The organism is Streptomyces sp. NPDC045846, from assembly GCF_056431605.1.
On record NZ_JBWKKJ010000018.1, the window covers coordinates 63,624 to 87,380 of the forward strand.

Here is a 23,757-nt window from a genome sequence, read left to right on the forward strand (position 1 = left end):
CCCTCTCGAAAACTCGGGTTAATGACACTGCGCCCCTCGCCGCCCGGCAATCAGCGGGGTGACCAGGGGCGCAGCTCTCAAAGCGTTTCGCTTCGAAGAAGTACTTCGATGAATTGCTTCGGTGAATTACTTCTCGATGATCGCGAGCACGTCGCGAGCCGAGAGGACGAGGTACTCGTCGCCGTTGTACTTCACCTCGGTGCCGCCGTACTTGCTGTACAGCACGACATCGCCGACCTTGACGTCGAGCGGCAGGCGCTCGCCGTTCTCGAAGCGGCCCGGACCCACGGCGAGGACGGCGCCCTCCTGGGGCTTCTCCTTCGCGGTGTCCGGAATGACCAGGCCCGAGGCCGTGGTCTGCTCGGCGTCGAGCGGCTGGACCACAATGCGGTCCTCGAGCGGCTTGATGGCAACCTTGGAGCTGGCGGTCGTCACGATCCGGTCTCCCCCTTCGGAGATCTCACGGGGTTAACTGTCTGGGGTGGCGACCAGGTGGATCCGTCGTCGCGGGTGCCGGACCTGCCCGTCGCTGTGTTGGCACTCTCCGGTGGGGAGTGCCAGAAGCGAGACTAGGACGGCGATTAGCACTCGGTCAAGCGGAGTGCCAATCTGCCACCGCCGCGGCGGACGCCGGCGGGGCCCGGGCCCGCCTGTGTGACCCTGGACGGCATGCGCATTCTGGTCGTCGAGGACGAAACCGGGCTCGCCGACTCGCTGCGTCGGGGCATCTCCGCCGAGGGGCACTGGGTCGACGTCGCCCACGACGGCCACCGCGGCCTCGACCTCGCGCTCACCGGCGGATACGACGCGATCGTGCTCGACCTGATGCTGCCGGGGCTCAGCGGTTATGAGATCTGCCGCCGCATGCGACGGCTCGACGACCTGACGCCGGTCCTGATACTGACCGCCAAGGACGGCGAGTACGACGAGGCCGACGGCCTCGACTCGGGGGCCGACGACTACCTGACCAAGCCGTTCTCGTTCGTGGTGCTGCTCGCCCGGCTCCGGGCGCTGGGCCGCCGGACGGGAGCCGCGCGCCCGGGCCCGCTCCAGGCGGGCGACCTCACCCTCGACCCGGCGGCCCGGCGCTGCCGGCGCGGCGGGCGCGAGATCGAGCTGACCGCGCGCGAAGTGGCCGTGCTGGCCTGCCTGATGGCCGAGCCGGGCCGGGCCGTCGCCAAGCAGCACATCCTCGACGAGGTCTGGGACAGCGCGGCGGGCCCCGACGGCGGGATCGACCCGAACATCGTCGAGGTCTACGTCTCGTCGCTCAGGAAGAAGATCGACTCTCCGTTCGGCCGCCGCTCGATCCTGACCGTGCACGGAGTGGGCTACCGGATGGCCCCCGATGGCGGCTGAACCGCCGCGCTGGGCCCGGCGGCCGCTGCCCCGGACCGTGCGCGGGAAGGTCGCCGCGGCCGCCGCCCTCGCGATGGCGCTGCTGCTCGCCGCGGGCGGGATCTGGCTCTACATCGTGCTGCGCTCCAACCTCCTCGACAACACCACGGGCCGCACCGAACTGGCCGCCCGCAAGGTCGCCGCCCAGGTCGACGCGGGCACCGCACGCGAGCTGCTTCCGCCGCCGGACGGCGGCGTCGACCTGATCATGGTCCTGGACGAGCGGGGCCGGGTGACCGCGGCGAGCCAGGAGACCGCCGCCGCCCCGGAGGAGCTGGCCGGATTCCGGCCGCCCGAAAGCCAGGACTCGGCGTCCCGGACCCTGAACGACCAGGGCCGCCACGAGGTCGCCGTCGTCGTACGCGCCCAGCTGCCGGGCGGCCCCGCGAGCTATGTGTACGGGATGACCGTGCTCAGCGACGTGGACGACGCGACCGGCGCCATCGCCTGGGCCCTGCTCGCCAGTGCCCCGCCGCTGATCGCGCTCGCCGCGGCCATCGCCTGGGCCGGCACCGGGCTGGCGCTGCGCCCGGTGACCTCGATCCGCACCGAGCTCGCCGAGGTCAGTTCCCGCGAGCTGGACCGCCGGGTGCCCGACCCCGGCGGCGCCGACGAGATCGCGCTGCTCGCCCGGACCGTGAACGCCACCCTGGACCGGCTCGAAGCGGCCCACGTCCGCCAGCGCGAGTTCGTCGCCGACGCCTCGCACGAGCTGCGCAACCCCATCGCCGCGGTCCGCTCGCGGCTCGAAGTCGCCCTCGCCGCACCGGACTCGGCCTCGGTGCGGGCCGCGCTCGACGACACCGAGCGGCTCCAGCGGATCGCCGCCGACCTCCTGCTCCTGGCCCGCCTCGACGCCCACCCGCAGCCCCTGGCCGAGCCGGTCGACCTGGCGCTGCTGGCGGCCGAGGACACCGCCCGCCGCCGTGGCGCCCGGGTCCCGGTGGAGCTGCTGGCCGACGCTCCCGTGCCGGTGCGCGGCGACCCGGCGCAGCTGGAGCGGATGCTGGCCAACCTCGTCGACAACGCGGTGCGCCATGCCCGTACGGCGGTACGGGTGCGGGCCGCCCGCGAAGGCCCCGACGCGGTCCTCGTCGTCGGCGACGACGGCCCCGGCGTCCCGGCCGCCGACCGGTCCCGGATCTTCGAGCGCTTCGTCCGCCTGGACACCGCCCGCGCCCGGGAGAGCGGCGGCACCGGGCTCGGGCTCGCCATCGCCCGGGAGATCGCGCGGGCGCACGGCGGTGAACTGTCGGCCGGGGCGGGTCCGGGCGCGACGTTCACGGTGCGCCTGCCGGGGCGGTTCTGAGGCGGCGCGGTCCACGGGTGCGGGCGTACGGGTTCTGAAGGCGTCTTCAGGACTCTCAGGATTCCTTCAGCGCCATGGGCCCAGCATCGGTCGGCGTGAGCCACCGTCGAATGAGCCGCAGCCGAAGGACCAGCCGCCGCAGGAAGCGCTCCGGCCCGGTGCGCCTGGTGCGCGCGTTCGCCGTCGCCGCCCTCGTCCTGGTGCTGTGCGCGCTGGCCGGCGGCTGGTACCTCTACCGCGATCTGGCCGGGAGCATCGGCACCTCGCACGCGCTCGGCGACGACGCGCCCAAGTCGGTGGGCGGGGACACCAACATCCTGCTGATGGGCCTGGACAGCCGCAAGGACCAGAACGGCGAGGACCTGCCGCCGGAGGTGCTCGACAAACTGCACGCGGGCAGCGGCGACATCGGGGGCTACAACACCAACACCCTGATACTGCTGCACGTGCCGGCCGGCGGCGGCAGGGCGAAGGCGTTCTCCGTGCCCCGCGACGACCTCGTCGACATCCCGGGCCACGGCCAGGACAAGATCAAGAAGGCGTACGGCCTGGAGAAGGCCCGTACCGAGGAGAAGCTGGCGGCCCAGGGCGTCACCGACCGGCGGAAGCTGGAGACGGCGGGCCGCGAGGCGGGACGCCGGGCCGAGATCGAGACCGTGCGCGCCTTCCTCGGCGTGCCGATCGACCACTTCGCCGAGATCAACCTCGCCGGGTTCTACCACCTGGCCGACGCCCTGGACGGGGTGACGGTCTGTCTGAAGAAGCCGGTGAAGGACCGGTACTCGGGGGCCGACTTCCCGGCCGGGAAGCAGACCCTCGACGGGCAGCAGTCACTGGCGTTCGTACGGCAGCGGCACGGGCTCCCCGGCGGCGACCTGGACCGTACGCGCCGCCAGCAGGCCTTCCTCGCCTCGGCGACGCACAAGCTCGACTCGGCGGGCACCTTCACCGACCCGGTCCGGCTGCTGAACCTGATGAACACGGCCAAGCAGGACCTCGTCACCGACAAGGGCTGGGACCTGCTGTCCTTCGTCAAGCAGGCCAAGAACCTCTCGGGCGGGAACGTGGAGTTCACGACCCTGCCGATCGAGCGGTTCGCCAAGCACCGGGGCGAGGACGTCAACATCGTCGACCCCGCGACGATCAAGCGGCTGGTCGCCGAAGGCATCGCGCCGGTGCGCTCCACCCCGCCCGCCGCGCCCCAGGGCTCGCCGGGGCCGGGGCCGAGGAGCAAGGCACCCGAGCCGGGCGGTGCGGCCATCGACGGCGGCGGCATCCCGTGCGTGAACTGACCGGGCCAGGCGCTCCGGTGTGCTCAGAGGTAGTCCTCCAGGCGGCCCACCGTGAAACCCTGGGCCTCGATCTCGTCGAGGATCCGCGCGGTCAGCCGGGTCGCGCCCGCCTCCCCGCCCGCGCCGGGGCCCGGCAGGTGGGCCCGCACGATGTCGCCGGGCCGCAGCCGGTGGGCTCCCTCGGCGTACCGCAGGCCGTCGGCCGTCATCGTGGCGCGGGCCAGCACGACCGCCGTGACCCCGCACTCGCGCGCGACGCGCAGGGTGGTCGCGTCGTAGGCACCGTACGGCGGCCGGAACAGGTGCGGGCGGGTGCCGAACCGGGCGGCGAGCCGGTCCCGCTGGCCGCAGATCTCCGCGCGTTGCGCCGGGTGGCCCAGGGTGCGCAGGTCGGGGTGGTGCAGGGTGTGGTTGTGCACCCCGGCGCCCAGCGCGCGCAGCGCGTCGACGCGGTCGTAGCCGGGCGCGGACACGCTGTCGGTGAGGAACAGGGCGATCGGCAGCCTGAGGTCGCGGACCATGCGGGGGAAGTCGGGGTCGGCGCCCGGCCCCCCGTCGAAGGTCAGGAAGACCACGTCGGAGCGGACCGGGACGCGGTCGACGACGAAGGGCAGCGCGGGCCGGGCGCCGGTCGGGCGCGGGGCGGGCGTGAACGGCGCGGCCAGGCCCCAGCGCCGGGCGGCGGCGGCCCGGGCGTCGGGGCCGGCCCGCGGCACGACCTTCTGCGCGGCCTTGCGCCCGAGCCGCTGGAACGGGTCGACGGGGGCGGTCGGCTCCGTGCAGCCGGCCAGCGGGCCCAGCAGCGCACCGGCGGCGAGCAGCCCGGCCAGAGCGGCCCGGAGCCGGTGCGCGCGCTTCACCGCGGCTCCCCTGGCACGGTCACACGTAGTCCTCGAGACGCGCCACGGCGTACCCCTTGTCGGTGATCACCTTCATCACCTGGCGGACCATGTCGGGCATGGTGCCGTTCCAGTCCTCGCGGCCGCGGAAGTGGGTGAGGATGATGTCGCCGGGGTGCAGATCGCGGTCCCACTCGCGCCACTCCATGTGGTCGGTGAAGGCCTCCTCCGCCCACAGCGGGGCGGCCTTGATGCCGCAGGACTGGGCGGCCTTGAGGGTGTCCTCGTTGTAGTTGCCGTACGGCGGCCGGAACAGCCGGGGCCGGGCGCCCGCCCACTGCCCGATCTTGTCCTGCTGGTCGCAGATCTCGTGCCGCTGCTCGTCGTAGGAGAGCGCGGGCATGTAGCGGTGGTTGAGGGTGTGGTTGTTGAGCGTGACCCCGAGGCCCTGCATCTTCTTGAAGTACTCGTGGTCGTTCTTGACCAGGTAGTCGCTGAGGAACGCGCTGTAGGGGATGCGCAGTTCCTGCATCATCTTCAGGAAGGTGGGGTCCTTCTCGGCGCCGTCGTCGATCGTCAGGAAGACGATGCGGTCCTTGGTGGGGACGGTGGTGAAGACGGGCGGCAGCGAGTCTCCCCCGTCCGTCTCGAACCCGGGGCGGTTGGTGATGTGCGGCTTGACCGCGGGCGGGGCGGGCGCGAGCAGCGGCGGCTTGGCGAGCCCCCACTTCTTGACGGCCGCGAGCCGGGCGGCCTCGGCGCGCTTGAGCTGCTCGGAGTAGCCGGTGAGGGCTCCGGCGGGGCCCTGCTGGGCGGCCTGGGCGCCGGGTCTGCCGGACCCGCCGTCCTCGGAGGAGCAGCCGGAGACGAGCAGGGCGGCGCCGAGCCCGAGGGCGACACAGGCGACCTTCGTCCGGGATTTACCCTTTTGTCGTACTAGTTGCATGGCGCCGCATCCTGTCAGGCCCGGGCCCCGCCGCCCGGCCGACACCGCCGCCGCGGGCGCACCATCGCCCGCCTGGCCCACAGCGCGGCGGCGGCTGGACGACAATGACGGGGTGAACGACCTCGACACCTTCTCCCTGCTGCTCACCGACGAGGGCCGCGCCCTGCTCGCCTCCCTGCGGGAGTACGACCCCGCCCAGGAGCTGGCGGTCGCCACCCGGCTGCGCCGCGAACACGAGGCGGGGCTGGTGTCGGCGGCGCTCGGGCAGGCGCGGCTGCGGCAGCGGGCGGTGGCGAAGTTCGGCCCGGCCGACGCGCACCGGATGTTCTTCACGCCCAACGGCGTCGAGCAGTCCACCCGCACCTCGGTCGCCACCCACCGCGCGCAGACCTTCGCCGCGCACGGCGTACGCAGCGTGGCCGACCTGTGCTGCGGCATCGGCGGCGACGCGCTGGCCCTCGCCCGGGCCGGGATCTCCGTCCTCGCCGTCGACCGCGACCCGCTGACGGCGGCGGTCGCCCGCGCCAACGCGGCGGCGCTCGGCCTCGCGGACCTGATCGAGGTGCGCTGCGCCGACGTCACCGAGATCGACACGGCCGGGTACGACGCGGTCTTCGTGGACCCCGCCCGGCGCGGGGGCCGGGGCCGGATCTTCGACCCGGAGGCGTACTCGCCCCCGCTCTCCTGGGCGACCTCGGCGGCGCTCGCCGCGCCCTTCGCCGCGCTGAAGATCGCCCCCGGCGTCCCGCACGAGGCGATCCCGCCGCAGGCCGAGGCGGAGTGGATCTCCGACGGGGGCGACGTCAAGGAAGCCGTGCTCTGGTTCGGCACCGGCGTGACCCCGGGCGCCTTCCGCGCCACCGTGCTGCCCGCGGCCGCCGCGCTGTGGACCGCGGCCCCGCTCCCCGCGCCGCCGGTCGGGCCGGTCGGCCGCTATCTGTACGAGCCGGACGGCGCGGTCATCCGGGCCCACCTCGTCGCCGAGATCGCCGAGCGGTGCGGGGGGCGTCTGATCGACGAGACGATCGCGTACGTGACGAGTGACGAGCCGTACGTGTCCCCGTACACCTCGGCGTACGAGATCACCGACCAACTCCCGTTCAACATGAAGAAGTTGAAGGCGTTGCTGCGGGAGCGGGAGGTGGGGGTGCTGACGGTGAAGAAGCGCGGGTCCGCCGTGGAGCCGGAGGAGGTTCGCCGCAAGGTGAAGCCGCGGGGGTCGCACTCGGCGACGGTCTTCCTGACCAGGGTGGCCGGCGCCCCCACCATGCTCATCGGCCACCCCGCGTAACCCCCGACGGGGCTCCGCCCCCCGTTCACGCCCCGAGGCAGGGACCCCGCCAGGAGCGCGAGGAACTGCGCAAGCGGCCACACACGGCCCGCAGAACCCCTGGGGCTCCGCCCCAGACCCCAATCGCGCCTAAACGGCGCTCGCCCTCAAACGCCGGACGGGCTAAAGATGCCCATGCAGACCAGCACCGTCCCGCTAAGGGGCGCGGGGAACTGCGCGAGCAAGCAGACACGGCCCGCAGCAAACCACCCGGGGCTCCGCCCCGAACCCCGATCGCGCCTGAACGGCGCTCGTCCTCAAACGCCGGACGGGCTAAAGATGCCCACGCAGACCAGCACGACCCTGCTAGGGGCGCGGGGAACTGCGCGAGAAGCGGGCACGGCCCGCAGGCCGAGGCGGGGTCAAGGGGCGCGGGGAACTGCGCGAGAAGCGGGCACGGTCCGCAGATCGAAGCGGGGTCAAGGGGCGCGGGGAACTGCGCGAGCGGGCACGCACGGTCGCAGGCCGAAAGCGGACCCGGGCACGCGGCCCCGCACGGGCACGGGGCTCCGCACGCGCCCCGCACGGGCGCAGGGCTCCGCACAGGCCGGCCCCGCAAGGGTCAGGTGAGGTCCGTCAGTTCGTCCGCGTAGACCTGGGAGAGGGGCTGAGGCCCCACATACTGCTGGCAGTTGCACTGCGCAGACTCGAACCGCAGCGGCTTCTTGTTCTCGTCCCAGGCGACCGGAACCTCAACCCGCTCATGACACTTCCCCGCCTTGTCATGCTTGGCCAAGTGGTGCGTGCACCCGCACACCGGCTCCGGGGGCTTGTGCGCGGCCTCCACCGCGAGCCGTTCCTGCCGGGCCGCCTCCAGACGCTCCATCCTGCGCTCGTGCCGCGTACGCAGCGCGGTGCGGCCGTTGTCGATGGCCCAGCCGAAGCCGCCCATCCAGAAAACGATCAGAATCCACCAGTACCAGGCCATAGCGACCGTCCTTCCCCCGGGATGTCACCGCGCCGCGCGCGGCAGCTCCCAGAATAGGCCCGAGGTCAGCGCGGTGCTCCCGGCGCCAGGGACCGCAGTACCCAGCGCCGGTGCGCCGCCGCCTTCACTACCCCCACCAGCCCGGTCAGCCAGCAGATGAGGCCGAGCCCCATGCCGTAGACGACCAGCGCGTACGTGTCGCGGCCCGGGTCGGCGGTCGCGGGCAGCACCAGGCAGACACCGAGCCCCGCCGCGCACAGCAGCACCGAGGGAAGCAGCCAGGCCAGGCTCAGGCCGGGCCTGCGCAGGTTCCGGTCGAGCACCGGATCACGGTCCAACTCTCCCCACTGGTGCAGGAGTTGGCGGATGCGCCGGTCCTTGCGCAGCCCGGACCCGATGGCGAGCCCGGTGGGGATCATCACGCCGAGGCCGAGCAGCAGGAACACCCCGCCGACGATCGCGGTCAGGACGTCGGTCAGCGAGGTGAGCGCCGTACCGACCAGCGACCAGCCGAGCGCGAACAGCGCCGCGCACAGCCAGTGCAGCCCGAGCCGCCCCACCCCCAAATACCCTCTGACCAGGGCCTCAAGGACCCTCGCGCGGTCGGCGAGCAGCGCGTTGCGGTCGGGCCAGGCCCGTATCTCGGCCGGGGGCGGAGAAGGGGGCAGCGACGAACGGGGCGACATGCGCCAGAGATTATCGGGGGCGCCGCACGGACAGGAGCCCGCCCTGAGTCATGTGCACAACAGTTGGCCGGTAACGGGCCCCCGGGGGACGTCAGGGGCGTTCGAGGGGGTTGGCCGCGACGAGCTCCGGCAGTCCGCGCGCCACCAGACCGGCGGCCGCACAGTCCGGCTTGCGCACCGCCTGGTCCCGGAAGAGCCCGACGAAGGCCGCACCGAAACCCAACCTCGGGCAGGCGCGCAGGAGTTCGCCCGAGAGGCCCGCGTCGAACGCGTCGAGTCCGCCGCCGGAGACGTCGGCGGTGGTGCCGATCTGGAGGAGGTGGCTCTCCACGTCCTGCTCCGCCGACACGTCGTCCCGCATGTGCAGCACGATGATCTCGGCCGCCCGGTCCCGCCGCGGCGTGGCCCAGCCGAACCCGGCCGTGAACACCCGGGCGAGATGGCCGCCGGCCTCCTCGAAGGGCAGCGTGTGGCTGTCGAAGGGCGGGGTGAGCGCGAGGTCGTGCAGCAGCGCCGAGACGTACAACAGCTCGGCGTCGAAGGAGAGTCCGCGCTGTTGCGCGGAGGCGGCGCCGAAGACGTAGGACCGTACCGAGTGGTGGAACAGCGCCTGGTCCGCGTACTCCGCGCACACCTCCCGCGCGGCCTCGCAGGCCCGGCCGCGCGGCATGTCCACTCCGGCGATCGACGTGCTGAACCCGGTCATGACTCCCCTCCCCGCCCGGGCCCGTCACCCGCGGCTCCCTGAGCCTAAACCGCAGGTGGCACGGGGCCTGGAGAGGGGCGGACCATCAGTGGGGCCCGCTCCCGCCGCGCGGGCGTCGCCTCACGCGTCCCGCAGGGTCTGGAGGTCGAGCTTCTTCATGCCCATGACGGCCGCCATGACGCGGTCGGACTTCTCCGCGTCCTGGCCGAGCAGTTCGGGCAGTTCGGCGGGGACGATCTGCCAGGAGAGGCCGTACTTGTCCTTCAGCCAGCCGCACGGTCCCTCCTCGCCGCCCTCACTCAGCCGCGACCAGAACCGGTCGATCTCCTCCTGGTCCTCGCAGGACACCGCGAGCGAGAGCGCCTCCGTGAAGGAGAACTGCGGGCCGCCGTTGAGGGCGGTGAGGCGCTGGCCCGCGAGCTCGAAGTCGACGGTCATGACGGAGCCGGTCTCGCCGGGGGCCGACGCGGCGTAGTGGGTGATGCCCACGATGCGCGAGTCGCCGCCGAAGACGGAGACGTAGTGCTGGGCGGCTTCCTCGGCCTGGGTGTCGAACCAGAGGAAGGGGGTGATCTTCTGGGTGATCTTCGCGGACATCGGTCGGCCTCCTTGCCGTTGCCTGGCCCCCTGCGGGCGGCATCAACAGGTAGACCGGACCCGCGGACGGAACTCATCGCCGTACGGGCCCCTGATGCCGCCTGCTCGCGGCCCGGCCGTTCCAGCAGAGCACCGCGCGCGGCGGGCGGCAACACGTGCCGGGCGGCCGGAGCCGGGGCCCCGGCCGCGTCCGGCGGGCGTCCTAGCCCTCGGCGATCTCCCGCACCTCCGAGGTGACGTCCCACTCGGCGCCGTGGATGCGCAGGAACCGCTGGGTCCACTCCAGGGCCTCCGCCTTGTCCTTGGCCTGGATCAGGGCGTAGCCGCCGATGACCTCCTTGGACTCGGTGAACGGGCCGTCGGTGACGGTCAGCTCGCCGTGGTTCCAGCGGACCCGGGTGCCCTGGGCGGAGGGCGTGAGGCCCGCGGTGTCGAGCAGGACCCCGGCCTTGGTCATCTCGCCGATGAGCTCGCCCATCCGCTCCATGAGCTCGGGGCTCGGGCCGCCCGCGGGGGTGTTGTTCTCGTCGATGCGGACCAGGGAAAGGTAGCGCGGCATGACCGTCTCCGTTCGTGCGATGCGTGCGGTGCGGGGCTCGTTCCCCGCCTCTCACTCATACGTCGAACGGGAGACGGCCCGATCGACACCACCCGCGAAATCCTCCGGGATTTTTTTGCGGCGCCCTCAGGAGCTCGTGAGGATCACCAGCTCCTGGGTCGCCCGGGTCATCGCGACGTAGCGGTCGACCGCCCCCTCGACGCCGTCCCCGAAGCCCTCCGGGTCGACGAGGACGACCAGATCGAATTCGAGCCCCTTCGACAGCTCCGGGGTCAGCCACCGCACGCGGGCGGTGTCCAGGAACCGGCTCGCTCCCGGGTCTCCGGCGCCGATGACGCAGGCGATCCCGTCCGTGTGCCCGGCGAGCCAGCCCTCCAGGACCGCGTCGAGCTCCGCGACGGACCCGTGGCCCACCGGGACGCCGCTGCTGCGGATCGAGGTCGGCACGTTGGCGTCCGGCAGCACGGCCCGGATCACCGGCTCGGCCCGGGTCATCACCTCTTGCGGCGTGCGGTAGTTGATGCTCAGGGAGGCCACGTCACCGCGGTCGAGGCCGATCCGCTCCAGGCGTTCGCGCCACGACTCGGTGAAGCCGTGCCGGGCCTGGGCGCGGTCCCCGACGATGGTGAAGCTCTTCGACGGGCAGCGGATCAGCAGCATCTGCCACTCAGCGTCCGTCAGCTCCTGGGCCTCGTCCACGACGACGTGCGCGAACGGACCGGCCAGCAGGTCCGGTTCGGCGGTGGGCAGGGCGCTCTCGTCGATCAGGGTGTCCTGGAGGTCCTTGCCGCGCAGCATCCGCACGGCGCCCTCGGAGTCGTCGCCGGCCGAGTCGAAGTTCGCGGCCGAGACGATCTCGTCGATGACGCCGGCCATGCGGGCGCGCTCGGCGGCGACCACCGCGTCGTGCCGCCGCCTGCGCCGTTCCGTCTCCGGGTCGCCGAGCCGCTGCCGGGCGGCGTCCAGGAGCGGCAGGTCGGACACGGTCCAGGCCCACGCGTCCGCGCGTCGCAGTCGGCGTACGTCGTCGCGGCCGAGCCAGGGCGCGCACAGCCGGAGATAGGCGGGCACCGACCACAGGTCGCCGACGAGGTCGGCCGCTTCGAGGAGCGGCCACGCGCCGTTGACGGTGTCGACCAGTTCCCGGTCCTGGAGCAGCACCCGGCGGAACTCCTCGGGCGTCACCTCGTCGCCGTCGTGCCGGTCGAGCAGGATCGCGACGAGCGCCTCCCAGACCTGCTCGCGGCCCTCGTTGTGCGGGGTGCCCGGCCCGGGCGCCGCGAACGCCTCGGCCCAGTCGTCGGCGCCGATCCGGAGGTCGGACCAGGGCGTGGTGACGGTCATCGGCTCGGTGGGCGGCTCCTCGTAGAAGCGGACGGCGGTCTCGACGGCCCTCACCATGTCCGCGGACGCCTTCAGGCGGGCCACCTCGGGGTCGCTCTCCTCTGCGGCCGACGCGCCCTCGGCCACGAGGTCCCGCAGCACGCAGGTCCGCACGCCCTCCTCGCCGAGGCTGGGCAGGACGTCGGCCACGTAGTCGAGGTAGGGCCGGTGCGGGCCGACGAAGAGGACGCCGCCGCGGCGGTGGCCGAGGCGCGGGTCGGAGTAGAGCAGGTAGGCGGAGCGGTGCAGGGCGACGACGGTCTTGCCGGTGCCGGGGCCGCCGTCCACGACCAGGGCGCCGCGCGATCCCGCCCGGATGATGGCGTCCTGGTCGGCCTGGATGGTGGAGAGCACGTCGCGCATCCGGGCCGAGCGGTTGGTGCCCAGGCTCGCGATGAAGGCCGACTGGTCGTCGAGCGCGGCATGTCCTTCGAGCCCGTCGGCGCTGAACACCTCGTCCCAGTAGTCGCTGATCCGGCCGCGGGTCCAGCGGTACCGGCGGCGGCTCGCGAGGCCCATCGGCTCGGCGTGGGTCGCCGCGAAGAACGGCTCGGCCGCGGGGGAACGCCAGTCGAGCAGCAGCCGACGGCCCTCGCTGTCGGTGAGGCCGAGGCGTCCGACGTACAGGGGCTCGGAGCCGTCCGCGCCCACCATGCGGCCGAGGCACAGGTCGAGGCCGAAGCGGCGCAGGGTGCGCAGACGGCCGGTCAGCTGGTGGACCTCGATGTCCCGGTCCATCGCCGCGCGGCCGATGCCGCCGGGCGACCGGCGCAGTTCGTCGAGCCGGCCGGACAGCTCGACGATCGTCTGGTCGAGGCTCCGCGCGACGGCGGCGAAGTGCCGCTCGTCCTCCCCGACGAGCGCCGGGTCGGCCTTGGAGGAAAGACGGTCGGGCAGGTCGAAGGCGCTGGCGGTGGCACCGCGGAATTCAGAATCCGACAACTGAGCACGCACTTCGTGAATCTCCCATTTCCGCAGGTACTGGCCTGAGGCGAGCGATTCTGCGGCATGAGGGGGGCCTTGCCGCAAGCCCCCCAGTGCGCTATATCTTGAGAGTGGCAAGGAGAGGATTTACTCCTTGCCCTCTTTTTTTGTCCTCTTTTCCTGTCCGGGCCTTCGTTTCGGCCCGCGCCCCTTTCGCCGGGGTGCGGGCCGGGCCCGTCCTCGTCGTCCTAGACGTAGTCCTCCAGGCGGGCCACGGTGAAGCCCTGCTCCTGGATGTGGCGCAGCATGTTCGCGGTCATCTCCGTCATGGAGGTGCCCTTGAGCTCCTTGGGGCCGCGGAAGTGCGCCAGGATGATGTCGCCCGGGTGCAGCTTCTTGTCACCGCGCTGGTACTGCATGTTCGTGATCTGCATCGATTCGCGCCACAGCACGATCGCCTGGAGGTCGCAGGACTTGGCGGCCGTCCGCGTGTTCTCGTTCCAGTTGCCGTACGGCGGCCTGAAGAGCCGGGGCGCCTTTCCGTACTCCTTGCCCAGCTTCTGCTCCTGGGTGCATATCTCGTTCTTCTGCGCGGCCTCGCCCAGGGTGCGCATGTTCGGGTGCGAGAGCGTGTGGTTCTCGATCGCGTTGCCGAGGTCCTGCAACGGCTTGAAGTAGCCGTAGTCGTTGCGGATGATGTCGTCGGTCAGGAACATCGTGAAGGGGATCTTCAGGTCCTTCATCATCTCGACGAACTTGGGGTCCTTCTCGGCCCCGTCGTCGAACGTCACGAAGACGATCTTCTCCTTGGTGGGGATGTCGCTCACCACCGGCACCTCGCCCGGCTTCGCCTTCACCGGCTTCTCGGCCGGCGGGGCGGGCGGCGCCGCGAAGGGCTTGAGCCCCCACTTGCGGTACGCGGCCTCGGCCCCCGCGGTGTCGGTGCCCGGTGACGCCGACGAGGACGTGCCGCCGTCCTTGCCGGACGGGGTGGCCGCGGACGGCGTGCTGCCCGAGCCACCGCCCGACGAACAGCCCGCGACCAGCAGAAGTCCGAGGGCGGCCGCACCGACCGCCTTCTTGCGCACGAGCCAGCCCATGTTCAATTACCCGTCCGTTTCGGCCATCACCTGCTCATAGCTTGATGCCAAAAACGGTCACAAGGTTGCCTTGAACGATCAGACGACGACACGCGTCGCGCCGGGGGTGGCCGGGTCCCCCGACCGGAGCGACCCGCTCGGGGGAAGGGGCGAGGGGCGTCAGCCGACCGACTCGAAGCGCCAGCGGTGCACCGGCCGGGCCACCAACTCCCCGTCGGGCTCGGGGAGTTCGGGCAGTTCCGCGTCGTAGGGCGCGTCCCACCAGGTGATGACGAGGACCCTCTCGCCGGGCGCGCGCAGGACCTCGCGGCGCAGCGGCGCACCGTCCAGCGGCCGCTCCCGCACCCAGGCGAGCAGTTCGGCGCCGCGGCCCTCGGCGGCCCGGGCCTCCCACATCAGCGCGACGGTCATGAGTACAGGTTCTTCTTGCTGACCTCGTGCACGTGGTCGTGGTCGTGCGTGTGGGAGTGGGAGTGCGCCTCGCCCGGTACGTGCGGCTCGGTCACCGGCAGCGAGGAGTCCGCCGAGAGCTCCAGGTCGGAGGAGGGCCGGTTCCTGGCCACCATCTCGGCGCCGAGGGCCGCGACCATCGCGCCGTTGTCGGTGCACAGGCCGGGCCGCGGCACCCGCAGCCGGATTCCGGCCCGCTCGCAGCGCTCCTGGGCGAGCGCCCGCAGCCGGGAGTTGGCGGCGACCCCGCCGCCGATCATCAGGTGGTCGACGCCCTCGTCCTTGCAGGCCCGTACGGCCTTGCGGGTCAGGACGTCCACCACGGCCTCCTGGAACGACGCGGCGACGTCGCGCACCAGCACCTCCTCGCCCGCCTTGCGCTTGGCCTCGATCCAGCGGGCCACGGCGGTCTTCAGGCCGGAGAAGGAGAAGTCGTACGCCGGGTCGCGCGAGCCGGTCAGGCCGCGCGGGAACGCGATGGCGTTCGGGTCGCCCTCCCGGGCGAGCCGGTCGATGACCGGGCCGCCGGGGAAGCCGAGGTCGAGCACCCGGGCGATCTTGTCGAAGGCCTCGCCCGCCGCGTCGTCGATGGTGGCGCCCATGGGGCGGACGTCGGCGGTGATGTCGGGGGCGAGCAGCAGCGAGGAGTGGCCGCCCGAGACCAGCAGCGCCATCGTCGGCTCGGGCAGCGGCCCGTGCTCCAACTGGTCGACGCAGATGTGCGAGGCGAGGTGGTTGACCCCGTACAGCGGCTTGTTCAGGGCGTACGCGTACGCCTTGGCCGCCGAGACGCCGACGAGCAGCGCGCCCGCGAGGCCGGGTCCGGCGGTGACGGCGATGCCGTCGAGGTCCTTCGCCGAGATGCCGGCGGTCTTCAGGGCGCGCTCGATGGTCGGCACCATCGCCTCCAGGTGCGCCCGCGAGGCGATCTCGGGGACCACGCCGCCGAACCGGGCGTGCGTGTCCACGGAGGAGGCCACGGCATCGGCGAGCAGCGTCGTACCGCGCACGATGCCGACGCCGGTCTCGTCGCAGGAGGTCTCGATGCCCAGTACGAGCGGTTCGTCAGCCATCAGTCAGTCTCTTCTGTTCCTTGGACGTGTTCCTGGACGGTCAGTCGCATCACGAGCGCGTCGACGTTGCCCGGCTGGTAGTAGCCGCGCCGGAAGCCGATGGGCTCGAAGCCGAAGCGCTCGTAGAGCTTCTGGGCCCGGGTGTTGTCCACGCGCACTTCGAGCAGGACCTCGTCGCACTCGAAGGCGGTGGCGTGCTTGAGCAGGTCGGTCAGGAGGCGGGCGCCGAGCCCGGTGCCCCACTGGTCGCGGGCGGCGGCGATGGTCTGGACGTCGGCGAGCCCGCCCGCCGCGGCGAGCCCGGCGTAGCCCACGATCCGTCCCCGCGCGTCCTCGGCGACCACGTAGTGGCGGGTGGCGCCGGGTCCGCGGGCGTGGGCGAGCTCGGACCAGAACATCCCCGGCGACCAGGCGTCCTCGGGGAACAGCTCGTGTTCGAGGTCGAGCACCGGCGCGATGTCCCACCAGCGCATCTCGCGCAGCGACGGAGAGAGGTCGCCGCCGGACGGTGTCACCGAGGGGCCGGGGCCGGGCGCGGGGCGGGAGGTCACTGGGGGGTGACCACCTTGTAGTTCTTGGGCACCTGCGCGTCCGGGCGGCGCAGGTACAGCGGCGTCGGCGGCAGGAACTCCGAGCCCTCGGCGAGCTTGTGCGCGGCCAGCGCCGCGAGCGCGCCCGCCGACTGGTACTCGGGGCCGCGCGCCTCGGGGAACGCCTCCGGGTAGAGCAGGGCGCCCGCACCGACGACGGGCAGCCCGGCCAGCTGGTCCGCGATGTCGGCGGGCCGGTCGACGGCGGGCTCGCCCGAGCGCGTCCGGAAGTCGTCGTAGCGGGCCCAGTAGACCTCCTTGCGGCGGGCGTCCGTGGCGACCGCGAAGGGGCCCTCGATGCCCGAGGCGTGGGCGAGCCCGTCCAGGGTGCACAGGCCGTGGACGGGGACGCCGAGCACCGAGCCGAAGGTCGCGGCGGTCACCAGCCCGACCCGCAGCCCGGTGTACGGGCCGGGGCCGACGCCGACGACCAGGTCCGTCACGGCTTCGAGGGTCAGGCCGGCCTCGGCGAGCACCCGGTCGACGGCGGGCAGCAGCAGCTCCCCGTGCCTGCGGGCGTCGACCTGACTCGACTCGGCGACGACGGCGGTGCCGTCGTGCAGGGCGACGGTGACGGCGGGGGTGGCGGTATCAACGGCGAGCAAGAGCACGCGAACAGCCTACGACCAAGGCGGCGGGGGCACGGCGTCCAGCCCGAGCCGTCACCTGCTGCTACCGTCAGCCGCAGGTATGACCGTAGACATGCACGTACGTACGAAAGGGGAAGCCCAGGTGGCAAGGAGCAGCACGGGATTCGTGGCCGGGCTCACCGCGGCCGCTCTCGCGGTGGTCGGCTTCCTCGCCTACCAGGCCTCGGCGAGCGCGCCCCCGGCCGGTGCGCTCGCGGCCCCCGGCACCAGCGCGTCCCCGTCCGCGAAGCCGTCGAACGCGCCGCCCGCCGGCTCCCCCGCCTCCAAGCCCGACCTCACGGTGCCGGCGAACTCCGGCACCGGCGTGCGGGTCGTGTACGCGCTCGGCGCGAAGCGGGTGTGGCTGGCGGGCGTGACGAAGACGCCGCGGACCTTCGCGGTCGTGCCGTCCTCGATCAGCCCCAAGCCCGGCACGTACTTCGTGATGTCCCGCTCGGGCAACGTGACCGGTTCGGACGGGGTGGCCGTCGAGCACGTGGTGCGGTTCGCCAGCAGCGAGAACGTGGCGATCGGCTTCAGCGCGGCGGTCAACGGCTCGATGGCGGGTCCCAAGGGGGACAAGAAGACCGGCGGCATCCGCATGACGCGGGCGGACGGCGACGCGATGTGGACGTTCGCCACCCGCAACTCGAAGGTCGTCGTCGTCCCGTAGGGCTTGTTCGTGCGGCGTGCCACCGCCGCCCCGTTCGTCACCCGCGTCCCGCCCGCGCGGGACTGCGCCCCTGCCCCGGCCGACACCCGACAGGACTACGCGGCGTCCTGGCGCGCGTCACCCTCGTCGGCGGCCGGGGCGCTCTCGCGCGGCGGGGTCGACACGGCGCTGGCCGCGGCGCACGAGGCGAGCAGATCGTGTATCGACACCCCGAGCGGCACCGGGACGCCCCGCGGGGCCTGCGGCTTCGCTTCGCGTTCCGGCACGGTCATGGCGGCCTCCTGAGGCTGCGGGGAGAAGGCGCGGTTAGGTAGACCTAACCAGGTCTCTGACTCCATGTGACCACGCCTGGTGCGACCCGCGCAACATTTTGCCGACGTCTTGTCGGAACGTACGGCTCGCTCAAGCCCCGCCCGGGTTCCGCCTCAGAGTCCCTCGACCCCGGCACCGGCCCAGCGCGGCCCGATTCCGGTGATCGTGACGATCCTGCGGTCGTCGGAATCGGTGTCGACCCCGCCCGCGGCGCGGTCGATCAGCACCTGGAGCCGGTCCTCGGACAGGTCCTCGACCTTGCCCTCGCCCCACTCGACGACCACCACGGACTCGGGCAGCGACACGTCGAGGTCGAGGTCCTCCATCTCGTCGAGCCCGCCGCCGAGCCGGTACGCGTCCACGTGCACCAGCGCGGGCCCGCCGACCAGCGAGGGGTGGACCCGGGCGATGACGAAGGTGGGCGAGGTGACGGCGCCGCGCACGCCGAGGCCCTCGCCGAGCCCGCGGGTGAGGGTCGTCTTTCCGGCGCCGAGCTCCCCGGTGAGCATGACGAGGTCGCCGGGGCGGAGCAGTTTGGCGATGCGGCGCCCCAACTCCTGCATTTCGGAAGGGGAGTTGAGGGTCAGGCGGGTGCCGGCGTCAGCGGCCGGGCTGCTGTGCGGTGCTTCCATACGTCCCAACGTTAGCGGCCTGCGGCACCGCCCCGACCCGGGCCAGGAGGTCCGCGAGGCGGTCGGTGACCGTCTCGGGGTGCTCCAGCATCACCAGGTGCCCGCCGTCCGGCACGATGACCAGCTCCGCGTCGGGCAGCAGATCGGCGATGGCCTCGCTGTGCGAGCTGGGCGTGACCAGGTCGCGGTCGCCGGCCAGGACCAGGACGGGGACCTCCGCGAAGATCGCCAGGGCCGCCGTCTTGTCGTGCTCGGAGAAGGCCGGGTAGAACTCCGCGACCACGTCGATCGGAGTGCCCTCGATCATCCGCTCGGCGAAGCGGGCGACCGCCGGGTCGACGTCCTTGGAGGAGAACGAGTAGCGCTTGATCATGCCCGCGAACAGGTCGGCCGTCGCCCGCCGCCCCCGCTCCACCAGCTCGGCCTGCGAGCCCAGCGCCTTGAGCACGCCCGGCAGCACCCGGCGCACCGCGTTGACCCCGGCCACCGGCAGCCCGTAGTTGACCTCGCCGAGCTTGCCCGAGGACGTGCCGACGAAGGCGACGCCGACCACGCGGTCCCGGATGAGCTCGGGGAACTGGTCGGCCAGAGCCATGATCGTCATGCCGCCCATGGAGTGGCCGACCAGGACGAGCGGGCCCTCGGGGGCGGCCGCGTCGATGACGGCCTTCAGGTCGCGGCCGAGCTGGTCGATGTCGACCGGCACGCCGTCGCGCTGGGCCTTGCCACGGTCGGAGCGGCCGTGGCTGCGCTGGTCCCAGTGCACCGTGCGCAGCACCCCGCGCAGGGCCGCCCGCTGGAAGTGCCAGGAGTCCTGGCTGAGGCAGTAGCCGTGCGAGAACACCACGGTGACCGGGGCCGGGACCTTGCGGCCGAAGAGCCGTCGCTTGCGCGAGCCGTTGGCGCCCGCCTCCGGCTCGACCTCGTCGCTCTCGTAGTACAGGACGGTGCCGTCGTCGGCGACCGCCTTGCCCGGCATGCCGCGCAGCGACCCGTAGGGCCCGGACGCGTCGAGCGCGAGCCGCGCCTTCCTGCGCATCCCGCGCCCGACCGTCAGCCGCTCTATCGCGACCCCGGCCGCCGCGCCCGCCGCGACCACGCCTATCGCGGCCCCCGCGATCCCGGCGAGGCGCCAGTTCCCCACCGCCGACTGGGCATCCTGGACCGCGGATACGACGGCGTCCCCCGTGCTGCTCTCGCTCACCGTGCCGCTCCGCTCTTACTCGTCGTCGTCGGAACACTCATTCACGTAGACGCGGGGCACCCGTGAACCGATGCGCGTCACGATCTCGTAGCCGATGGTGTCGGCCGCCCGCGCCCAGTCCTCGGCCGTGGGCTCCCCGTGGTCGCCCGGTCCGAACAGCACGGCCCGGTCGCCCGGTTCGACCCTGTCCCCCTCAAGGTCGACCACGAACTGATCCATGGCAATGCGGCCCGCCGCGGTACGTACTTTCCCGCCCACCAGAACCGGACCGCGCCCCGAGGCGTGCCGCGGGATGCCGTCCGCGTACCCGAGCGGCACGAGACCGAGCGTGGTCTCGCGCTCGGTGACGTAGTGATGCCCGTAACTGACGCCGTGACCCGCCGGGACCTGCTTGGTGAGCGCGACCGACGCGGACAGCGTCATGACCGGCCGCAGGCCGAGCTCGCGCGAGGTGCCGAGCTCCGGCGCCGGGGAGATGCCGTACATCGCGATGCCGGTGCGGACGAGGTCGTAGTGGGCCTCGGGGAGGGTGAGCGTGGCCGGGGAGTTGGCGATGTGCCGCACCTCCGGCTCGGCGCCCGCCTTCCGGGCAAACGCGGTCATCTCCTGGAACACCGAGAGCTGGGCGGCGATCGAGGGGTGGCCCGGCTCGTCGGCGCAGGCCAGGTGCGACCACAGGCCGGTGACGTTCACCTCGGGAGTGGCGAGCGTCGCGTGCACCAGCTCCGGCCAGTCGGCGGGCTGGCAGCCGTTGCGGCCGAGGCCCGTGTCGGCCTTGAGCTGGATCCTGGCCGTGCGTCCGGCGGCGCGGGCGGCGTCGGTGACCTCCCGCAGCGCCCACATGCCGCTGACCGAGACGTCGATGTCCGCCTCGATCGCCTCCCGCCAGGGCCCGCCCGGCGTCCACAGCCAGCACATCATGCGGCCCCGGTCGCCGGCCGCGCGCAGGGCCAGCGCCTCCTGCGGGGTGGCGGTGCCGAGCCAGGCGGCGCCCGCCTGGCGCGCCGCCCGGGCACACGGCACCGCGCCGTGCCCGTAGGCGTCCGCCTTCACCACGGCCATCAGCAGCGCGCCGGACGAACGGGCGCGCAGCGTCCGCACGTTGGCGCGCAGCGCGCCCAGGTCGATCTCGGCACGGGCGCGTTCGGCGGGGTCAAGAGTCATCGCGGTCATCGCGCCCAGTCTCTCAGAGCGCACGAGGACTCGGATTGTGCCGCAGGACACACCGCCCGCGCGGCCGGTTTCAGGTGCCGTCGCGGTGTCCCCACACGTAGACGGCGTCGCCGGTGCGCAGGACGTCCCACAGCTTGCGGGCGTCCGTCAGGCTGAGGTTCACACAGCCCTGGCTGCCGACCGACGTGTACACGGTGTGGTAGATCGCGTGGAAGGCCTGCCCGCCGTCGAAGAACTGGGCGTACGGCATGGACTGGTGGTAGATCGTCGACCAGTGGTTCTTGTGCCGCCAGTAGACCTTGTGCCAGCCGCCCCGGGTGGGCAGGGAGGCCCGCCCGCTGCGGATGGGCACCGGCCCGAAGGTCACCTTCTTGCCGCTCTGCACCCACATCAACTGCCGCGTCAGGTCCACGCACGCGACCCGCTGCGCCTTCACCGGGCACTGGTGCGCGGCGTTGGGGTTCTTGCGCGCGGACAGGAACTGCATCCTGGACCAGGTGACCGGCCCCGCGAACCCGATGGCCGGCGAAATCCCCTGCGCCTGCTGGAACTTGCGGATGGCCGCGCAGTCCGATGCGGACTGCCTGCCGTCCGCCTTGAGCCCCAGCCAGCGCTCGACCTGCTTCTGGTACGGCCCGGTCTTGGCGGTGCAACTGCCCGGCTTCGCGGCGACCTCGGTCTGCGGTACGTACTCGACGAGCCGGTACGCGCCCTCCGGCGCAGCGGCCGGTTCGAGCCGGTCCTCCGCGGCGCCGGGCTGGTAGACGAGGGGCGGCAGCACCTGGTCGGGGGTGTCCAGCGGAGCCGCCTGCCCCTCGGTCACGACCCCCGGCACGAGCACCTCGGCGGCCTCGGGCACGCCGCCGCCCGGCGCGGGGAAGGGGGGCGCGATGCCGCCGTCGTCGACGGCCTCACCCGGAGCGGGCGGGGCGGCAGGCGCCGGTGCGACGGGGCGGCCGGGCGGCGGGGGCAGCGGGTCCCCGGTGCCGGGCGCGGCGGCCCCGAGCGTCAGGACGGCCGCGAGCACCAGCCCGCAGGCTCCCCATTTCTGAAGTTTTTTACGCTTTTGTTCCTGGCTCATGTGCCCAGCGAACCCCGCGCTCCGGGCGTGTCGCGGAAGCCGCGCGGCACATGTCACCCGGCAGCGGGCGGCGGACCGCCCCCGCGGGCACGGCGGCGGCGCGCGGGTCCCGCGGAGGCGGCCTCCTCACCCCGCGGAAGCGTGCGCCACGTCGCGCCAGACGCCCGGCAGCGCCTCGGCCACCGCGTACGCCGTCGTGGGGGCGCCCTGGGCGGCGTGCCGCCCGGCCAGGCCGTGCAGGTAGGCGGCCGCCGACGCCGCGTCCCGGGCGGGCAGGCCGCCGGCGAGCAGGGAGCCCGCGAGGCCGGAGAGGACGTCGCCGCTGCCCGCGGTGGCCAGCCAGGGGGTGCCGGTCGGGTTGACCCGGACCGGCCCCTCGGCCTCCGCGACCAGGGTGGTCGAGCCCTTCAGGAGGACGGTGGCGCCGTAGCGCGCGGCCAGCTCCCGCACCGAGGCGAGCCGCTCGGCCTCGACCCGCTCGCGCGGGACGCCGAGCAGCGCGGCCGCCTCGCCCGCGTGCGGGGTCAGCAGGGTGGCCGCCGTGCGCGCCCGTACGGCGTCGGGGTCGAGCCCGCGCAGCCCGTCCGCGTCCACCAGGACCGGCACGTCCGAGGCGAGCACCTCCTCGACGCCCGGGCCGTCGCCGAGCCCGGGGCCAACCACCCAGGCCTGCACCCGCCCGGCCGTGGCGGGCGAGCCGTCCGACACCAGGGTCTCGGGGAAGCGCGCGATCACCGCGTCGCCGCCGGGGCCGACGTAGCGCACGGCGCCCGCGCCGCCGCGCAGCGCCCCGGCGACCGCGAGGACGGCCGCGCCGGGGTAGCGGGCCGACCCGGCCACGACCCCGACGACGCCCCTGCGGTACTTGTCGCTCTCGGCGGCCGGGGTGGGCAACAGGTCGGCCACATCGGCGTGCTGGAGGGCCTCGACGGCCGGCACGGAGGGGAGGTCGAGGCCGATCGGGACCAGCCGCACGGCCCCCGCGTACGCGCGCGCCGGGTCGATGAGCAGACCCGGCTTGTACGCGCCGAACGTGACCGTGGCGTCCGCCCGCAGCGCCTCGCCGGACACCGTGCCGGTGCCCGCGTCCACGCCGCTGGGCAGGTCGACGGCGACGACCAGCGCGTTCGAGCCGCGGGCGGCGCGGGCCACGGGCACCGCGTCGGGGCGCAGACCGCCGCGGCCGCCGATGCCGGTGATGCCGTCGAGTACGAGGTCGGCGACGGCCAGCACCTCGTACGGGTCGTCGGCGACCCGGCCGCCGGCCCGGGTGAGGGCGGCGAGCCCCTCGGGGTGGGCGCGGTCGGGGGCGAGCAGCACCGCGCTGACGCCCGCGCCGCGGCGGGCCAGACGGGCCCCGGCGTACAGGGCGTCACCGCCGTTGTCGCCGCTGCCGACGAGCAGGACGACTCTGGTGCCGTAGACCCGGCCGAGCATGTCCGCGCAGGCGGCGGCCAGGCCGGCGGCGGCGCGCTGCATGAGGGTGCCGGGCGGGACCCGAGCCATGAGCTCGGCCTCCGCGGCCCGGACGGTGTCGACGTCATAGCCAGTACGCATGCCGCCCACTCTCCCCCACCCCCCAGCCCCCCACACCCCGACCCGCCCCCACCGCAGCCCGTGCCGGGTTGGCCGCACCCCGCTTCCATGCGCAGACCGTGCTCGGTTGCTCGCGCAGTTCCCCGCGCCCCTGGCAGCATGCGGCAACCACCCACACGGGACAGCCCCGCACCCCCGCGCCTCCACCCGCGGACCGTGCGTGGTTGCTCGCGCAGTTCCCCGCGCCCCTTAGCGGCATGCGGCGACCGCGCCCCAACGGGGGCAGCCCCACCCCCGCCTCCATCCGCGGACCGTGCGTGGTTGCTCGCGCAGTTCCCCGCGCCCCTGGCAGTACCGGTGCTGGCCGGCATGGGCAACCTCAGCCCGTCCGGCGTTTGAGGACGAGC

At 73.3% G+C, this 23,757-nt stretch carries 25 protein-coding genes; 5 read left to right on the plus strand and 20 right to left on the minus strand.

Annotated features, from left to right (window positions below; genetic code table 11):
- Positions 1–126: 126 nt before the first annotated feature.
- On the minus strand, positions 127–435 hold the full coding sequence (gene groES, locus AC07F3_RS36005) for a co-chaperone GroES (protein WP_004955293.1): 309 nt from the start codon (positions 433–435) through the stop codon (positions 127–129).
- A 234-nt stretch (positions 436–669) separates the two neighbouring features.
- Here groES and AC07F3_RS36010 point away from each other — a divergent pair, with 234 nt between their 5' ends.
- From AC07F3_RS36010 to AC07F3_RS36020, 3 genes are all read left to right on the plus strand, one after another.
- Positions 670–1,359, plus strand: a complete 690-nt coding sequence (locus AC07F3_RS36010) for a response regulator transcription factor (protein WP_479118943.1) — start codon at positions 670–672, stop codon at positions 1,357–1,359.
- A complete protein-coding gene (locus AC07F3_RS36015) occupies positions 1,349–2,707 on the plus strand; it encodes a sensor histidine kinase (protein ID WP_479118944.1) in 1,359 nt (452 codons plus the stop codon). The genes AC07F3_RS36010 and AC07F3_RS36015 overlap by 11 nt, the downstream gene beginning before the upstream one ends.
- Before the next feature lie 95 nt (positions 2,708–2,802).
- The gene (locus AC07F3_RS36020) at positions 2,803–3,999 is read left to right on the plus strand and encodes an LCP family protein (RefSeq protein ID WP_479118945.1); all 1,197 of its coding nucleotides are present in this window, start codon (positions 2,803–2,805) and stop codon (positions 3,997–3,999) included.
- Positions 4,000–4,022: 23 nt separating this feature from the next.
- Here AC07F3_RS36020 and AC07F3_RS36025 read toward each other — a convergent pair whose 3' ends face one another.
- Together AC07F3_RS36025 and AC07F3_RS36030 are read right to left on the minus strand one after the other, a co-directional pair.
- Positions 4,023–4,859 (minus strand): polysaccharide deacetylase family protein, encoded by an 837-nt coding sequence (locus tag AC07F3_RS36025; RefSeq protein ID WP_479118947.1) that lies wholly within the window; start codon positions 4,857–4,859, stop codon positions 4,023–4,025.
- A gap of 19 nt (positions 4,860–4,878) precedes the next feature.
- On the minus strand, positions 4,879–5,784 hold the full coding sequence (locus tag AC07F3_RS36030; protein WP_479118948.1) for a polysaccharide deacetylase family protein: 906 nt from the start codon (positions 5,782–5,784) through the stop codon (positions 4,879–4,881).
- Here AC07F3_RS36030 and AC07F3_RS36035 point away from each other — a divergent pair.
- The gene (locus AC07F3_RS36035; RefSeq protein WP_479118949.1) at positions 5,783–7,075 is read left to right on the plus strand and encodes a THUMP-like domain-containing protein; all 1,293 of its coding nucleotides are present in this window, start codon (positions 5,783–5,785) and stop codon (positions 7,073–7,075) included. The genes AC07F3_RS36030 and AC07F3_RS36035 overlap by 2 nt on opposite strands.
- A gap of 601 nt (positions 7,076–7,676) precedes the next feature.
- On the opposite strand, the gene AC07F3_RS36040 is transcribed toward AC07F3_RS36035, so the two are convergent.
- The 11 genes from AC07F3_RS36040 to tsaB all read right to left on the minus strand — a co-directional run bounded on the left by AC07F3_RS36040 (position 7,677) and on the right by tsaB (position 16,721).
- Entirely contained in the window at positions 7,677–8,042 is a 366-nt protein-coding gene (locus AC07F3_RS36040) for a hypothetical protein (RefSeq protein WP_479118950.1), read from the minus strand.
- Between the two features lie 65 nt (positions 8,043–8,107).
- Positions 8,108–8,728, minus strand: coding sequence for a hypothetical protein (locus AC07F3_RS36045; RefSeq protein ID WP_479118951.1), 621 nt, complete (start codon positions 8,726–8,728; stop codon positions 8,108–8,110).
- Between the two features lie 91 nt (positions 8,729–8,819).
- Complete coding sequence (locus AC07F3_RS36050; RefSeq protein WP_479118952.1) at positions 8,820–9,434, minus strand: HD domain-containing protein; 615 nt, start codon at positions 9,432–9,434, stop codon at positions 8,820–8,822.
- Between the two features lie 120 nt (positions 9,435–9,554).
- Positions 9,555–10,031, minus strand: coding sequence for a VOC family protein (locus AC07F3_RS36055; protein WP_479118953.1), 477 nt, complete (start codon positions 10,029–10,031; stop codon positions 9,555–9,557).
- 202 nt (positions 10,032–10,233) lie between these two features.
- Positions 10,234–10,590, minus strand: coding sequence for a YciI family protein (locus AC07F3_RS36060; RefSeq protein WP_479118954.1), 357 nt, complete (start codon positions 10,588–10,590; stop codon positions 10,234–10,236).
- 126 nt (positions 10,591–10,716) lie between these two features.
- Entirely contained in the window at positions 10,717–12,915 is a 2,199-nt protein-coding gene (gene helR, locus AC07F3_RS36065; RefSeq protein ID WP_479118956.1) for an RNA polymerase recycling motor ATPase HelR, read from the minus strand.
- 230 nt (positions 12,916–13,145) lie between these two features.
- Positions 13,146–13,997: a polysaccharide deacetylase family protein gene (locus tag AC07F3_RS36070; RefSeq protein ID WP_479118957.1), complete on the minus strand. Its 852-nt coding sequence runs from the start codon at positions 13,995–13,997 to the stop codon at positions 13,146–13,148.
- A gap of 159 nt (positions 13,998–14,156) precedes the next feature.
- Entirely contained in the window at positions 14,157–14,408 is a 252-nt protein-coding gene (locus AC07F3_RS36075; RefSeq protein ID WP_479118958.1) for a hypothetical protein, read from the minus strand.
- Positions 14,405–15,520 carry a tRNA (adenosine(37)-N6)-threonylcarbamoyltransferase complex transferase subunit TsaD gene (tsaD, locus tag AC07F3_RS36080; RefSeq protein WP_479118959.1) on the minus strand — a complete coding sequence of 372 codons (1,116 nt, stop codon included), beginning with the start codon at positions 15,518–15,520 and terminating at the stop codon, positions 14,405–14,407. The genes AC07F3_RS36075 and tsaD overlap by 4 nt, the downstream gene beginning before the upstream one ends.
- Complete coding sequence (gene rimI, locus AC07F3_RS36085) at positions 15,520–15,993, minus strand: ribosomal protein S18-alanine N-acetyltransferase (RefSeq protein ID WP_114037274.1); 474 nt, start codon at positions 15,991–15,993, stop codon at positions 15,520–15,522. Before rimI ends, tsaD begins: the two co-directional genes overlap by 1 nt.
- A 74-nt stretch (positions 15,994–16,067) precedes the next feature.
- Positions 16,068–16,721, minus strand: coding sequence for a tRNA (adenosine(37)-N6)-threonylcarbamoyltransferase complex dimerization subunit type 1 TsaB (gene tsaB / locus AC07F3_RS36090; protein WP_479118961.1), 654 nt, complete (start codon positions 16,719–16,721; stop codon positions 16,068–16,070).
- Positions 16,722–16,866: 145 nt separating this feature from the next.
- Here tsaB and AC07F3_RS36095 point away from each other — a divergent pair, with 145 nt between their 5' ends.
- Entirely contained in the window at positions 16,867–17,412 is a 546-nt protein-coding gene (locus AC07F3_RS36095) for a hypothetical protein (protein WP_479119003.1), read from the plus strand.
- 95 nt (positions 17,413–17,507) lie between these two features.
- Here the strand turns inward: AC07F3_RS36095 and AC07F3_RS36100 are convergent, their stop codons facing one another.
- The 6 genes from AC07F3_RS36100 to AC07F3_RS36125 all read right to left on the minus strand — a co-directional run bounded on the left by AC07F3_RS36100 (position 17,508) and on the right by AC07F3_RS36125 (position 23,371).
- Positions 17,508–17,684, minus strand: a complete 177-nt coding sequence (locus tag AC07F3_RS36100) for a hypothetical protein (protein WP_479118963.1) — start codon at positions 17,682–17,684, stop codon at positions 17,508–17,510.
- A 153-nt stretch (positions 17,685–17,837) separates the two neighbouring features.
- Positions 17,838–18,356, minus strand: a complete 519-nt coding sequence (gene tsaE, locus AC07F3_RS36105; RefSeq protein WP_479118965.1) for a tRNA (adenosine(37)-N6)-threonylcarbamoyltransferase complex ATPase subunit type 1 TsaE — start codon at positions 18,354–18,356, stop codon at positions 17,838–17,840.
- Positions 18,325–19,560, minus strand: a complete 1,236-nt coding sequence (locus AC07F3_RS36110) for an alpha/beta fold hydrolase (RefSeq protein WP_479118967.1) — start codon at positions 19,558–19,560, stop codon at positions 18,325–18,327. Before AC07F3_RS36110 ends, tsaE begins: the two co-directional genes overlap by 32 nt.
- A 15-nt stretch (positions 19,561–19,575) precedes the next feature.
- Positions 19,576–20,724 (minus strand): alanine racemase, encoded by a 1,149-nt coding sequence (alr, locus tag AC07F3_RS36115; protein WP_479119005.1) that lies wholly within the window; start codon positions 20,722–20,724, stop codon positions 19,576–19,578.
- A 79-nt stretch (positions 20,725–20,803) separates the two neighbouring features.
- Entirely contained in the window at positions 20,804–21,814 is a 1,011-nt protein-coding gene (locus tag AC07F3_RS36120; RefSeq protein WP_479118968.1) for a L,D-transpeptidase family protein, read from the minus strand.
- Between the two features lie 126 nt (positions 21,815–21,940).
- Positions 21,941–23,371, minus strand: a complete 1,431-nt coding sequence (locus tag AC07F3_RS36125; RefSeq protein ID WP_479118969.1) for an NAD(P)H-hydrate dehydratase — start codon at positions 23,369–23,371, stop codon at positions 21,941–21,943.
- Between the last annotated feature and the right edge of the window lie 386 nt (positions 23,372–23,757).